Consider the following 13900-nt stretch of genomic DNA (forward strand, 5'->3'; position numbering starts at 1 on the left):
CCCGGTGTGCTAGTCCGACGCTTCCGGCGCCCTGCGCCGCGCGATCCGCGGCACGGCCGCGCGAACGATAGCGAAGCCGCATGTCAGACACCTTGCCAGAGCCGCGCCCCATCGCCCGGGAGGCCGCCCGCGAGGGGGGCCGCGTCGAGGGGCTGAAGATCACCCAGCGTCCGCGCCGCAACCGCAAGGCGGAGTGGTCGCGCCGTCTGGTCCGAGAGCACACGCTCACCGTCGATGACCTGATCTGGCCGATGTTCGTGATCGAGGGCACAAGTCGGCGCGAGCCGATCGCCTCCATGCCGGGGGTCGAGCGGCTTTCGGTGGACGAGATCGTGCGCGAGGCCGAGCGCGCGGCGCGGCTGGGCATCCCGGCGGTCGCCTTCTTCCCCTTCACCGAGGTGGAGTTGCGGGACCCGACCGGGTCCGAGGCGCTCAACGCCAACAACCTCGTCTGCCGGGCCGTGCGCGCCGTGAAGCAGGCGGTGCCCGAAATCGGCATCATGACCGACGTGGCCCTCGATCCCTACACCAGCCACGGCCACGACGGGCTGATGCGCGACGGGGCGATCCTCAACGACGAGACCGTGGCGGTCCTCGTGGAGCAGAGCCTGATCCAGGCCGAAGCCGGGACCGACATCATCGCGCCCTCCGACATGATGGACGGCCGTGTCGGCGCGATCCGGGCCGGGCTCGACAAGGCCGGCTTCCTCGATGTCCAGATCATGGCGTACGCGGCCAAGTATGCCAGCGCGTTCTACGGGCCGTTCCGCGACGCGATCGGCACCAAGGCGGCCCTGATCGGCGACAAGCGCACCTACCAGATGGATCCGGGCAACTCGGCCGAGGCCCTCCGCGAGGTTCGCCTCGATCTGGACGAGGGGGCCGACTCGGTGATGGTGAAGCCCGGACTGCCGTATCTCGACATCATTCGCCGGGTCCGGGACGAGTTCCAGGTGCCGACCTTCGCCTACCAGGTCTCCGGCGAATACGCGATGATCGAGGCTGCGGCCCGCAACGGCTGGCTCGACGGCGACCGGGCGATGGTCGAGGCGCTGCTCGCCTTCAAGCGCGCCGGAGCCGACGGCGTCCTCACCTATCACGCCCCGCGGGTCGCCGAGCGGCTGCGCCGCCAGCCGTGAGATCCACCCACCGCTGGCTCCTCGCCGCCGCGGTGTCGGCGGGATTCCTGGGGGGATTGGCGGCCTGTCAGGACACGCTGCGCCGGGAGCGCGTGGCCACGTGCCGGCGCGCCCTGCCGGCCGTCGTGCCGCAAGCCGACATCCGGCTGCTGCGGGCCGCACCGGGGTCGGCGATCAATACGGTGCGGGTCGATTACGCGGACGGGGACCGGCAGCGCTGGCTGACCTGCCGCTTCGACGCGGGGGCGACGCTGGTCGCGCTCGTGACCGAGGGGGCGAACCTGTCCGGACCGTCGCTGTACATGCTGAAGCGCTTCTACCTCGACACGCCGGACGCCGAAGCCGCCGATCCGGGCCAGCGCTGAGGCGGCGGCGCGCCCGATACCCTTGCGGACGCCGGCGGTGCCTCCCACCTTTCGTCCGCAGCCTCGCTTGCAGGACGCGACACCATGCAGAACCCTCAACCCGGTTACGCGCAGCGCTTCGACACGGCTCGTTACGCCGACTCGCTCCCGGTGCCCTTCGTGCGGGCGAGCCTGGGCGGCCGCGCGGTCGCGTACCTGCTCGACATCCTGTTTATCTTCGGCTTCACGGCCCTGCTGACGCTGGTGATCACGGTGATCGGCGTCGTCACGTTCGGGCTGGGCTGGACCCTGTTCGCGGTGCTGCCGGCGAGCGGCATCATCTACAGCGCCATCACGGTGGGCGGCCCGAAGCAGAGCACGATCGGTCAGCGGCTGATGGGGCTTCGCGTCGTCGCGCCGGAGACCGGCGCGCGGGTCGACATCATCACGGCGGCCGTCCACGCCCTGCTGTTCTACGTGGCGATCTCGACCTTCCTGCTCTGGTGCGTCGACGTCGTCTTCGGGCTGGTGCGGTCCGATCGGCGGCTCGGGCACGACCTGCTGCTGGGTCTCGCGGTCGTCCCCGCGCGCTGAGGACGTCGTGACGCGACGAAAAACTCGCGGGGCGGCCGGACGAGGGCATTGAGCCCGGCCGCGCCGCCTGTACACTGGTATGCCGGCGCCGAGAGGACGCATCCGGCGCAGGGTCCAGAAGAAGCGTGACCAGCCATCCTCGCGATACGCCGCAGTTCTATCTCACCGCGCCCTCGCCGTGCCCCTATCTCCCGGGCCAGGAGGAGCGGAAAGTCTTCACCCATCTCGTCGGACGCCGGGCTCGGGACCTCAACGAGATCCTGACGCAGGGCGGTTTCCGCCGCTCCCAGACCATCGCGTACCGCCCGGCTTGCGAGACGTGCCGTGCCTGCGTCTCGGTGCGCGTCGTCGTCGAGGAATTCGAGCCGAGCGCGAGCCAGCGGCGCATCCTCGGCCGCAACGCGGACTGGGTCGGCACGCCGGAACCGAACCGTCCGGCCTCCGAGCAGTACGCCCTGTTCCGCCGTTATCTCGACGCGCGTCACGGCGATGGCGGCATGGTCGACATGACCGTGCTCGACTACGCCATGATGATCGAGGACAGCCACGTGGACACGCACTTGGTGTCGTATCGCCGGCACGGTCCGGATACGGCGATTACCGGGCGCGGCTCGGGTCCGCCCCTGGCCTTCTGCCTGACGGATGTCCTCGCCGACGGATTGTCGATGGTCTACTCCTTCTACGATCCCCAGGAAGCCGGACGCTCGCCGGGGACGTTCATGATCCTCGACCATATCCGCCGGGCCCGGCAGCTCGGCCTGCCGTACCTGTATCTCGGCTACTGGGTCGAGGGCTCGCGCAAGATGGACTACAAGTCCCGCTTCCGGCCCCAGGAGCGGTTGCTGGGGCAGGGATGGGTGCGGGCGGACTGACGCTCGGCACAGGCTGCCTCACGGGCATGGCCGATCCGCATTGAGCGGCCGGGGTACCGCATGCTACCGGCCTCGCACGCAGTTCTGCCCGTGCCGAGGCCCCCATGATCCCCCGCTACAGCCGCCCCGCGATGACGGCGATCTGGTCGCCCGAGAGCCGGTTCCGCATCTGGTTCGAGATCGAGGCGCACGCCACCACGGCCCTGGCCGAGATCGGCGTCGTGCCGAAGGCCGCCGCCGAGACCGTCTGGGCCAAGGGCAAGGACGCGGTCTTCGATGTCGCCCGCATCGACGCGATCGAGGCGGTGACCAAGCACGACGTGATCGCGTTCCTGACGCACCTCGCCGAGATCGTCGGCCCCGAGGCGCGGTTCGTCCATCAGGGCATGACCTCCTCGGACGTCCTCGACACCTGCCTCAACGTGCAGCTCGTGCGCGCCGCCGACATCCTCATCGCCGACGTGGACGCCCTGCTCGGCGCCCTGAAGGCCCGCGCCGTGGAGCACAAGCTCACCCCGACCATCGGCCGCTCGCACGGCATCCACGCCGAGCCCGTCACGTTCGGCTTGAAGCTCGCCCAGGCCTACGCCGAGTTCGAGCGCAACCGGGCCCGTCTGGTCGCCGCCCGCGCGGAGGTCGCGACCTGCGCGATCTCGGGGGCCGTGGGCACCTTCGCCAATATCGACCCGCGGGTGGAACAGTACGTCGCGGAGCGGATGGGCCTGACGCCCGAACCGGTCTCCACCCAGGTCATCCCGCGGGACCGCCACGCCCAATTCTTCGCCACCCTCGGCGTCGTCGCGTCGTCCCTGGAGCGGTTGGCCATCGAGATCCGCCACCTTCAGCGCACGGAGGTCCTGGAGGCCGAGGAGTTCTTCTCCGAAGGCCAGAAGGGCTCCTCGGCGATGCCGCACAAGCGCAATCCCGTGCTCACCGAGAACATCACCGGTCTGGCCCGGATGGTGCGGGGCTACGTCACGCCGGCCCTGGAAAACGTCGCCCTCTGGCACGAGCGCGACATCTCGCACTCCTCGGTCGAGCGGATGATCGGCCCCGACGCCACCGTCACCCTGGATTTCGCCCTGGCCCGCATGACCGGCGTGATCGAGAAGCTGCTGATCTACCCGGCCAACATGCAGAAGAACCTCGACCGCCTCGGCGGCCTCGTCCACTCGCAGCGCGTGCTGCTGGCGCTCACGCAGGCCGGCGTGTCGCGCGAGGATTCCTACCGGCTGGTCCAGCGCAACGCGATGCCGGTCTGGCGCGGGGAAGGGGACTTCCTAGCGCTCCTGAAGGCCGATCCCGAGGTGACCGCCGCGCTCGCGCCGGAACAGATCGAGGAATGCTTCGATCTCGGCTACCACTTCAAGCACGTGGACACGATCTTCTCGCGGGTGTTCGGCGCCGCCTGAGCGCGCCGCACGATTCCTGCTTGGACCCGCGACGAACACAGGAAGGCAACCCGTGACCGCTGCTCGCATCGTCTATCTCAACGGCGCGTTCCTCCCCTTCGAGGAGGCGCGCGTGCCGATCATGGATCGCGGCTTCCTGTTCGCGGACGGCATCTACGAGGTCTCGGCGATCATCGACGGCCGCCTCGTCGATAACGCCGCGCACCTCGCCCGCCTCGACCGGTCACTCGGGGAGATCGGTATCCGCAATCCCCACGATGCCGCCGGCTGGGAGCGCCTGCAGACCGAACTCGTCGCCCGCAACGGCGTCACCGAGGGCCTCGTCTACATGCAGGTGACCCGCGGCGTGGCCGAGCGCGACTTCGCGTTTCCGAAGGCCGGCACCGAGCCCACCGTGATGATGTTCACGCAGGCCAAGATCGTGCTGGCCAACCCGCTGGCGGAGAGCGGCGCCCGGATCATCACCGTCGAGGACCTGCGCTGGAAGCGCCGGGACATCAAGTCCGTCGCCCTGCTGGCGCAGGTGCTCGCCAAGCAGCAGGCGGCGGAGGCCGGCGTCGCGGAGGCGTGGATGGTCGAGGACGGGGCGGTGACGGAGGGCTCGTCCTCCACGGCCTTCATCGTCAGCCGAGAGCGCGTGCTCGTCACCCGGCCGCTCTCGACGGCGCTGCTGCCCGGCATCACGCGCGCCTCGGTGCTGCGCCTGGCTCAGGAGGCGGATCTCCGGATCGAGGAGCGCCTGATCCCGGTGGACGAAGCCTACGCGGCGCAGGAGGCGTTCTACACCAGCGCCTCGGCCTTCGTGATGCCGGTGGTGCAGATCGATGGGCGCCAGATCGGGGAGGGCCGTCCCGGACCGCTCACCCGGCGGTTGCGGGCGCTGTACATCGAGGCCGCCCGTCGAGGCTGAGCGCCGCCCGGATCGGACCAAGCCCCCCTAAACGCGGCCTCTGCCGGCGCCGCAGCCAGGAACGGATCCGGGCTCCGGCTGTTCCTTCCCGAATTCGTGTCTCGAACCGGGGAGGCCAATCGTGCCCAAGAAGCTTCTGCTCGCCGCACTCGTGGTGCCGCTGCTCGCGGCGCCTGCGAGCGCCCAGACGTCCGACAAGTCGCTGCCGCCGTCGAATCAGACGCCGCCGGATCGCGTGCGTCCGAGCGCCGATGCCCCGCCCAAGGATCAGTCGCTCAGCGACAAGCTTCAGCAGAACGACGGTGTGATCAAGCCGCCGGAATCGGGCACGACCGGGACCGTGGTGAAACCGGATCAGTCCGGCTCCATGCCGGTGATCAAGCCGCAGGAACTACCCGGCCGCGCCCCCGGAACCGAGGCGAAATAGTCGCGTCGCTCCGCCCGGCCGGCAGCAATGCGGGCGGATTGCTTGATTTCGCCGCCCGGATCGCGGAAACGGCTCAGGACGTAGGCCGCCTTCACCCGTTGGTGGCCCTCGTCCCGGTTTCCGTCGCGGGTAAGCAGGCAGGCATGGCCAACGTCGTCGTTGTGGGCGCCCAGTGGGGCGACGAGGGCAAGGGCAAGATCGTCGACTGGCTCTCGGAGCAGGCCGACATCGTCGTCCGCTTCCAGGGCGGGCACAATGCCGGGCACACGCTCGTCATCGACGGCAAGACCTACAAGCTGGCGTTGCTGCCGTCGGGCGTCGTGCGCGGCGGGAAGCTGTCGGTCATCGGCAACGGCGTCGTGGTCGATCCCTGGCACCTCGTCGACGAAATCGCGCGCATCAAAGCGCAGGGCGTCGAGGTCTCGCCCGCCTCGTTGCGGATCGCCGACAACGCCACGCTGATCCTGCCGCTCCATCGCGAGCTGGACCACTTCCGTGAGACGGCGAATGCCGGCCTGAAGATCGGCACCACCAAGCGCGGCATCGGTCCGGCCTACGAGGACAAGGTCGGGCGTCGGGCGATCCGCGTGGTCGACCTCGCCGACCCCGACGCGCTGCCGGCCAAGATCGAGCGCGTGCTGACCCACCACAACGCCCTGCGGCGCGGCCTCGGGATCGACGAGGTGAACGCCGAGGCTCTGCTGGCCGAGCTGAAGGCCATCGCCCCGGAGATCCTGCCCTATGCCGACACGGTCTGGGCGCTGCTCGACGAGGAGCGTCGGGCGGGCAAGCGTATCCTGTTCGAGGGCGCACAGGGCGCCCTGCTCGATGTCGATCACGGGACCTACCCGTTCGTGACCTCGTCGAACATCGTGGCCGCCCAGGCCGCCACCGGATCGGGCCTCGGCCCAGGGGCGATCGGCTACGTGCTGGGTATCGCCAAGGCGTACACGACCCGCGTGGGCGAGGGGCCGTTCCCGACCGAGCTGTTCGACGAGATCGGCGAGACCATCGGCAGCCGCGGCCGCGAATTCGGCGTCAACACGGGGCGGAAGCGCCGCTGCGGCTGGTTCGACGCGGTGCTGGTGCGCCAAACCGTCCGCACCTCGGGCATCCACGGGATCGCACTCACGAAGCTCGACATCCTCGACGGGTTCGAGGAGATCCGCGTCTGCACCGGCTACAAGCTGGATGGCCAGACCATCGACCATCTGCCGGCGAGCCAAGCCGCGCAGGCCCGCGTCGAGCCCATCTACGAGGTCATCCCGGGTTGGTCCGAGACCACTGCGGGGGCGCGATCCTGGGCGGATCTACCGGCGCAGGCGATCAAGTATGTCCGCCGCATCGAAGAGCTGATCGGGGCGCCGGTGGCCCTGCTGTCGACATCGCCCGAGCGCGACGACACGATCCTGATGCACAACCCGTTCGAGGATTGACGCACCGCGTGCAATCCCGTTGACGATACACCTTTTCGATTGTCCAGGCCGCGCCGACTTGATCTAGAAGGGGCACGGCTCGACGGTGGGCTCCGACCACTCACAATCAGACACGACGAACACCGGGCGGATGCGGCTCCGCGCGGTGAGGAAGCGACATCACCGGCCGACGGCTGTGACCGACCCCGTCGGGCGAGAGCGGCCCTCGGCCCCCGGCCGCCGTCCGGTGGGGCCGGACGGTAGCCGAAGGGGCGGACCAGGGCATCATGGCCGATTACTACCCTCTTCTGGCACGCGCGCTCGACGCGTTGCCCGATCGAACACCCGCCCTGCGCAAGGCGGTCTACGATCGCGCGCGCAATGCCTTGATCGGCCAGCTCCGCTCCCTCGATCCGCCGCTCTCGGAAGCCGATATCGATCTGGAGCGGCGGGCCCTCGACGCCGCCATCGAGCGTCTCGAAGTGGATTACGGCGGCCTTCCGGCCCCGGCCAATGACGCCGCGCAGGTGGCCGAGGCGGTCGGATCTCCGGTCTCGCCCACGGACGTACCGGAACCCTCGCCCCCGCAGCCGCCGCAGCCCGCCGCGCTGCCGGAGCCGGGTCTGCCGATGGCGAAGCCGCCCTTCGAGGCGCCGGTGCATAATCCGGACGTGCAACCGGAGCCCCGCGAGGCTGCGATCGCGATCACGTCGCGCCGGGCCGGTTCGACCCACCCGGCCACGGTCGAAGAGCCGGACGTCACCCCGTCTCCATCGATCGCCGACGATGCCGATCCGGCTGCCGCCGCGACCGACGCCGGCAATGGCCGTCAGCGACCCCGCATCGAGGTGGTGCCGCCGCGTGCGGGCCGATCGCGGATGCTGCGCAACGTCTTCGTCGGCAGCGTTCTCGCGCTGGTGATCGGCCTGATCGCCGTCGCGGCCTTTTTGCTTCGTGATCGGCCGCAGACCCTGCCATCGAGCGGGACGGAAACGGCGGACACCCAGCAATCCGATATCGAGACCAAGTTCGGCGATCGGGTCGGCGGCGACGCCGTGCCGGCTCCGAAGGCCGCGCCCCGTCCCGAGGGCAACATGCCTCCGCGCGCCGCGGCGTCGCCGACTGACCCGAGCATCGCGGTCGCCCAGCGCGCCGAACTGATCGAGGAGGCGACGGGTGCCGAGGGTGGCCAGCCCACGGCCAGTCCAGGCCGGGTGACGTGGCGGCTCGACACGGTGAACGGCGAACAGGGTCAGCCGCTCCAGAATGCCGTGGTGGCGACGGTGACCATCCCCAACGCGGGGCTCACGCTGGTGCTGACGATCCAGCGCAATCTCGACACCACGCTGCCGGCCTCGCACACGGTGAGCCTCGCCTTCAGCCAGACGGCCGGCACGGAGCCCGCCCGCGTCGTGCAGGATGTCGGATTGTTGCAGGCCAAGGACGAGCAGAGCGCCCGCGGTTCCCCGGTCTCGGGGCTTCCCGTCCGCGTCCGCGACAACCTGTTCCTGATCGGCCTGTCGTCGCTCCAGAACGACGTGGAGCGCAACACCGACCTGCTGCTCCACAAGAACTGGTTCGATCTGGCCCTGCGCTACACCTCCGGCCGCAGAGCGGTGCTGACCTTCGAGAAGGGGTCGGCGGGGGCGCAGGTCATGCAGAGCGCTTTCGACGCCTGGCAGTAAGAGGCCTGCGCGGCGTCCACGCCGGGGACCGGTGCGCGGCAGGGCGCACCGGTCCGGACCCGATCAGTGGGCTTCGATGCCCGGCCGGGGCAGCTCGCGGCTGGCGATGTTGCGCTTGACCGCCTCCTGCACCTTCTCGAAGGCGCGCACCTCGATCTGCCGGACACGCTCGCGCGACACCCCGAACTCGCCCGACAGGTCTTCCAGCGTGATCGGATCCTCGGCCAGGCGTCGCGCCTCGAAGATGCGGCGCTCACGCGGGTTCAGCACGCTCAACGCGTCCCGAAGAGCCGAGAGGCGGTTCTGTCCTTCCTGCTCGCGGGCCAGGACGGTCTCCTGGCTCGGCGCGTTGTCCACGAGCCAATCCTGCCACTCGCCTTCGCCCTCTTCGCGGAGGGGGGCATTGAGCGACGTGTCGCCGGAGAGGCGCCGGTTCATGTCGATCACGTCCTGCTCGGGCACACCGAGGCGGGTGGCGATCTGTTTCACCTGATCGGGCTTGAGATCGCCCTCGTCCAGGGCCGAGATCTTGCCCTTGGCCTTGCGCAGGTTGAAGAACAGCTTCTTCTGGTTCGCCGTGGTGCCCATCTTCACCAGCGACCACGAGCGCAGGATGTATTCCTGGATCGCGGCCTTGATCCACCACATGGCATAGGTGGCCAAGCGGAAGCCCTTGTCGGGATCGAAGCGCTTGACCGCCTGCATCAGGCCGACATTGCCCTCCGACACGACCTCGCCGATCGGCAGGCCGTAGCCGCGGTAGCCCATGGCGATCTTGGCGACGAGACGCAGGTGCGACGTCACGAGACGATGTGCGGCCTCGCGGTCGCCGGCGTCGCGCCAGCTCTTGGCGAGGGTGAACTCTTCCGTCGGCTCCAGCATCGGGAACTTGCGGATCTCATCGAGGTAGCGCGACAGGCCACCTTCGTTGGCGAGCACGGGCAGCGTACCGGCCATGGCAATCTCCTGGACCTATGTCCCCCTGACGGGCGGACGCGACGGGCAACAGTGCCGTCTACTCGGGCCGCTCTTGAGCCGACCCTGCCGGCTACCCATGTCATACAGGTAAGCCGCGCGGCCCGGTAGCGATCGAGGACACTCACGTCGTCGTAAACGCGCCACCAGCCGATTTGGTCGTACCATGTCACGATGTGACGCGGTTCGCTGTGACCTTTCGCACGCGGGCGGTGCTCGGTTACACACCCACCGCGGGTTCGCCTTCCGCCCGCAGGGCGTCGACAAGCGTGGCCATCGGGACCGGAACAGCGCTCTCGAACCGAAGGGTCTCGCCGGTCCGCGGATGGCTGAAGCCGAGCAGTTCGGCGTGCAGCGCCTGCCGGTCGAGCGCGGCCAGCGCGGCGCGGGCATCCGGCGTCAGACGCGCGGCTTTGGTGCGGTAGGCGCCGCCGTAGACGGCGTCGCCGAGGAGCGGATGGCCGCGGTGGGCGAGATGGACGCGGATCTGGTGGGTCCGTCCGGTTTCCAACTGACACCGCACCAGGGCGGCTTCCCGGTAGGTCTCGGTCACGGTGTAATGCGTCACCGCGTGGCGGCCGGAGCCCTCGGAGACCACCGCGATCTTCTCGCGATGGTAGCGGGAGCGCGCGAGATGCGCCCGGATGGTGCCGGCGCGCGGCTGCGGCTGACCCCACACCACCGCCGCGTAGGCCCGTTCCAGCGGACCGGTCCGGCCGTGGTCGGCGAATTGCGCCGTGAGGCCCTGATGTGCAGTGTCGTTCTTCGCCACGACGATCAGGCCGCTCGTGTCCTTGTCGAGGCGATGAACGATGCCCGGCCGCCGGACGCCGCCGATCCCCGACAGGCTGGACCCGCAATGGGCGATCAGCGCGTTGACCAGCGTCCCGCTCTCGTGGCCGGGCGCCGGATGGACGACGAGACCGGCCGGCTTGTCGATGACGATGAGATCGTCATCCTCGTACACGATCGAGAGGTCTGCCGCCTCCGCCGCCGGTTCGGCCGGTGCGGCCGGGGGGAGGTGCAGCACGATCCGCGCCCCGGCCGCGACCTTCCCCGCGGAGTCGCGGACGACGCTTCCATCCCGCTCGACGCGGCCGTCACGGACGAGGCCCTGCAGGCGGGCGCGGGATAGATCCGGAAACAGCGCCACCAGCGCGCGGTCGAGCCGCGCGCCGCCGTCCGCGACGATACCGATCCGTTCCTCAGCGCCGCTCTCCACCATGCCCCCTGTCCGTATCCGATCTGAGCCGTCGCGGCGGATTTCCGCGCGAAAGCCCTTGCTCCCCCGGCGCCCCGTGGCTATAGCACCCCCGCGCCGCCGGAAAGCTCCCATCGTCTAGCGGTCTAGGACGTCGCCCTCTCACGGCGAAAACAGGGGTTCGATTCCCCTTGGGAGCGCCACCGGCGCCAGCGGGTTCTGCCGCTCGGTACAACACAGCATCACACCATCACAGTATCGATGCGGCTGCCATCGTACGCAGTCCGGAAAGATGCGATGGGACGAGTGCTATCCGTCCCACGATCCTCCTTCGTGCAACCGAACATCCTTGCGGTATGCAGCTGCGCAGTGGCTGAGCCAGGATGTGCCGGCCGATCCGCGCAACGGAACGAAGCTGACGCGCGCCGCCGGGACTGATTTCACAGCGTCGCGGTGTCTTATCCTGTTGGCTCATGCGCCCATCCGGATCCATGTGGGGTCGGAGCGCTCGCCGCGTGGACTTTTCTCCCCCCGACCGGCCGCACTGCGCGTCGATGCCGTCGCGCATTCCGACGCCGCCGACGTATGAGCTCTGAGGTGGTGGAAACGCGTGCCGTGATCGCTATCGGGCCTTTCGCTCCGGCATCTCGCCTTGCGCAGCAGGCCAGCTCTCGTGGCGGCGGCCGCGTGTCAGGCCTTTGGGTAGCACCAAGTCGGAGCTCTGCTGACTACAGGTAGTGTAGACGCGCACCGCTCTCACGCCATCATGGTTTATACAAAATACGGATCCCGATGCGCGAGCGCTCGCTGAGATCTGACGGACCGGGGCGTTCCGGTGATCCTTCGCTTCGACTGGGAGATCATCACCGCTGAGTGCAGCTTGAGAACCGAGAATGGTCGCAGGCAGTCCTTGATCGATATCGATGCCTGCCATGATGCACGTATACCAGGGAAAATTGCGCCTGCCGCGGAACCCGATTGCGGGCGATCCGTTTGTGCCCCGCTGCCGACTGGGCAGATCTGAGAAGCTAGGGACGAGACCGAGCGTGACCGCGGACGTCGACCGGCATGAACTCCGGCAGATCATCGCCGGCCTGAGCGAGGGCGTGATCCTGGTCGAGCCCGACCAGACCATCGCCTACGCCAACGAGGCCGCCCTCGCGATGCACGGAGCCGGCAGCTTGGACGAGCTCGGGCCCACCGTCGACGATTATCGTCAGCGCTTCGCCCTGCGCTACCGGAATCACCGCGCGCCCGAGCATTATCCGATCGAGCGCGTGGTGGCCGGGGAGCAGTTCCACGACGTCGTCGTCGAGGTGCGACGCACGGACAATCCCGAGGCTGACTTCGTCCACTCGCTCCGCAGCCTGGTCGCCACCGACCGCGACGGCAACCCGAGCTGCCTCGCCCTGATCCTCAAGGACGTCTCCGACCAGTTCGAGGCCGAGGAGCGGTTCGAGACGACCTTCAACGCCAATCCGGCGCCTGCGGTGATCACGCGGCTGTCCGATCTGCGCCACGTCAAGGTGAACACCGGCTTCCTGGAGATGACCGGCTTCACCCGCGATGCCGTGATCGGACGCAGCGTCTACGAGGTCGACGTGCTGGCCAACGCGCGCAACCGCGAGCTGGCCGTTTCCCGGCTCCACGCCGGTGACACCATTCCTCAGATGGAGGCCTGTCTCGATCTGCCGGAGGGCGGGAGCCGGTTCGTCATCGTGGCCGGCCAGCGGATCGACATGGGCGACGAGCCCTGCATGCTGTTCACCTTCGCCGACCTCGAACTGCGCCGGAAGGCCGAGACGGCGCTGCGCCAGAGCGAGGAGCGCTTCGCCAAGGCGTTCCGGATGACGCCGGTGCCGACCGTTCTGACGCGCGCAGAAGATTTCCACGTCACCGGCGTCAACGAGGCCTTCACCCGGGTCTTCGGCCTGGGCGAGGACCGGATCGTGGGGCGCAGTCTCGTCGAGGCCGGCCTGTGGGTTTCCGATTCGCAACGTGTGCAGGTCGAATCCGCGCTGGAGCGGCACGGCTTCCTGCTCGGCGTCGAGGTCTGTCTTCGCCACGAGAGCGGAGCCAATCTCGATTGCTTGGTCTCGGCCGAGCGCGTGCGCATCAACGACGCCGAGTTCGTGTTGCTGGTGATGCAGGACATCACCGCGCGCAAGCACACCGAGCGCGAGCTGTTCGACGCCATCGAGGCCGTGATGGCCGACACGTCCTGGTTCAGCCGCGGCCTGATCGAGAAGCTCGCCAACCTGCGCCGGCCCGGACGGGAGAGCGCGGACGGTTCGGTGCCGAACCTGACCTTGCGCGAGCGGCAGATCCTGACCCTCATCTGCTCGGGCCTCGACGACGACGCCATCGCCCGCAAGCTCGGATTGTCGCGCAACACGGTCCGCAATCACGGCGCCGCTCTCTATCGCAAGCTCGGCATCCACAAGCGCAGCGAAGCCGTGGTGTGGGGCCGGGAAAATGGATTTCCCCTCAATACCACAGAAGGATAAAGATTAGTCTACCGGTATAAATAAACCATTGAACGCGCCCGACACGCGCACATCTTCCGGTTCTTCAGTGTCGGTTCGGGCACGACGCGGCGGCACTGGTCGACGGCTTGGGTTCTGACGCCGCTGATCGTGGTCGGAAGACGCGGTGAACAGCACCACGCGCAGGCCTCCTACGGGTGACGCTCAGGGTCGATCCGGGGGAGGGGCCGGCCAGCGCGCCGAGCACCGGGCTGGGGACGACAGGGCCAGGGACGACCGATCCGTAACCGACGGGGTCGGGTCCTGCGAGTCTCAGGCGAGCGCCATCGAGCCCTCGGGCTCGGAGGGTGCCTGACCGGGACCGGTCGACGGGTTCCGGCCCGGGACCGCGGCGGCCGAACGAGACACGGCCGAGATCACAACCGAGATCGCAACAGGAG

12 protein-coding genes and 1 tRNA gene are annotated in these 13900 nt (G+C 68.9%); 11 read left to right on the plus strand and 2 right to left on the minus strand.

The features are described from left to right. Positions 1-80: 80 nt before the first annotated feature. The 9 genes from hemB to MFF58_RS25825 all read left to right on the plus strand — a co-directional run bounded on the left by hemB (position 81) and on the right by MFF58_RS25825 (position 8798). A complete protein-coding gene (gene hemB, locus MFF58_RS25785; protein ID WP_238292053.1) occupies positions 81-1139 on the plus strand; it encodes a porphobilinogen synthase in 1059 nt (352 codons plus the stop codon). Further along, positions 1136-1504: a hypothetical protein gene (locus MFF58_RS25790; RefSeq protein ID WP_238292055.1), complete on the plus strand. Its 369-nt coding sequence runs from the start codon at positions 1136-1138 to the stop codon at positions 1502-1504. Before hemB ends, MFF58_RS25790 begins: the two co-directional genes overlap by 4 nt. 84 nt (positions 1505-1588) lie before the next feature. Further along, positions 1589-2077, plus strand: a complete 489-nt coding sequence (locus tag MFF58_RS25795) for an RDD family protein (protein ID WP_238292057.1) — start codon at positions 1589-1591, stop codon at positions 2075-2077. Between the two features lie 125 nt (positions 2078-2202). Further along, complete coding sequence (locus tag MFF58_RS25800) at positions 2203-2949, plus strand: arginyltransferase (RefSeq protein WP_238292060.1); 747 nt, start codon at positions 2203-2205, stop codon at positions 2947-2949. A 104-nt stretch (positions 2950-3053) separates the two neighbouring features. Continuing rightward, complete coding sequence (gene purB, locus MFF58_RS25805; protein WP_238292062.1) at positions 3054-4361, plus strand: adenylosuccinate lyase; 1308 nt, start codon at positions 3054-3056, stop codon at positions 4359-4361. A gap of 52 nt (positions 4362-4413) precedes the next feature. Beyond that, positions 4414-5271 carry a D-amino-acid transaminase gene (locus MFF58_RS25810; RefSeq protein WP_238292064.1) on the plus strand — a complete coding sequence of 286 codons (858 nt, stop codon included), beginning with the start codon at positions 4414-4416 and terminating at the stop codon, positions 5269-5271. A 121-nt stretch (positions 5272-5392) separates the two neighbouring features. Beyond that, entirely contained in the window at positions 5393-5698 is a 306-nt protein-coding gene (locus MFF58_RS25815; RefSeq protein ID WP_238292065.1) for a hypothetical protein, read from the plus strand. A 143-nt stretch (positions 5699-5841) separates the two neighbouring features. Next, the gene (locus MFF58_RS25820; protein WP_238292067.1) at positions 5842-7134 is read left to right on the plus strand and encodes an adenylosuccinate synthase; all 1293 of its coding nucleotides are present in this window, start codon (positions 5842-5844) and stop codon (positions 7132-7134) included. 266 nt (positions 7135-7400) lie between these two features. Then, entirely contained in the window at positions 7401-8798 is a 1398-nt protein-coding gene (locus MFF58_RS25825; protein ID WP_238292069.1) for a histidine kinase, read from the plus strand. Positions 8799-8861: 63 nt separating this feature from the next. On the opposite strand, the gene rpoH is transcribed toward MFF58_RS25825, so the two are convergent. After that, entirely contained in the window at positions 8862-9755 is an 894-nt protein-coding gene (rpoH, locus tag MFF58_RS25830; RefSeq protein ID WP_238292071.1) for an RNA polymerase sigma factor RpoH, read from the minus strand. Between the two features lie 238 nt (positions 9756-9993). Then, positions 9994-10998, minus strand: coding sequence for an RluA family pseudouridine synthase (locus MFF58_RS25835; RefSeq protein WP_238292073.1), 1005 nt, complete (start codon positions 10996-10998; stop codon positions 9994-9996). 103 nt (positions 10999-11101) lie between these two features. Between MFF58_RS25835 and MFF58_RS25840 the strand changes: the two genes are divergently transcribed. Together MFF58_RS25840 and MFF58_RS25845 are read left to right on the plus strand one after the other, a co-directional pair. Then, a tRNA-Glu gene (locus tag MFF58_RS25840) sits at positions 11102-11177 on the plus strand. Between the two features lie 843 nt (positions 11178-12020). Then, complete coding sequence (locus MFF58_RS25845; RefSeq protein ID WP_238292075.1) at positions 12021-13481, plus strand: helix-turn-helix transcriptional regulator; 1461 nt, start codon at positions 12021-12023, stop codon at positions 13479-13481. The last annotated feature ends 419 nt before the right edge of the window (positions 13482-13900 follow it).

The sequence above is a fragment of the Methylobacterium longum genome (assembly GCF_022179385.1).
Taxonomy (GTDB): Bacteria; Pseudomonadota; Alphaproteobacteria; order Rhizobiales; family Beijerinckiaceae; genus Methylobacterium; species Methylobacterium longum.

Coding starts and splice junctions, on each gene's coding strand:
- hemB (WP_238292053.1), top strand. CDS start 81: ATGTCAGACACCTTGCCAGAGCCGCGCCCCATCGCCCGGGAGGCCGCC.
- MFF58_RS25795 (WP_238292057.1), top strand. CDS start 1,589: ATGCAGAACCCTCAACCCGGTTACGCGCAGCGCTTCGACACGGCTCGT.
- purB (WP_238292062.1), top strand. CDS start 3,054: ATGATCCCCCGCTACAGCCGCCCCGCGATGACGGCGATCTGGTCGCCC.
- MFF58_RS25820 (WP_238292067.1), top strand. CDS start 5,842: ATGGCCAACGTCGTCGTTGTGGGCGCCCAGTGGGGCGACGAGGGCAAG.
- MFF58_RS25825 (WP_238292069.1), top strand. CDS start 7,401: ATGGCCGATTACTACCCTCTTCTGGCACGCGCGCTCGACGCGTTGCCC.
- rpoH (WP_238292071.1), bottom strand. CDS start 9,755: ATGGCCGGTACGCTGCCCGTGCTCGCCAACGAAGGTGGCCTGTCGCGC.
- MFF58_RS25835 (WP_238292073.1), bottom strand. CDS start 10,998: ATGGTGGAGAGCGGCGCTGAGGAACGGATCGGTATCGTCGCGGACGGC.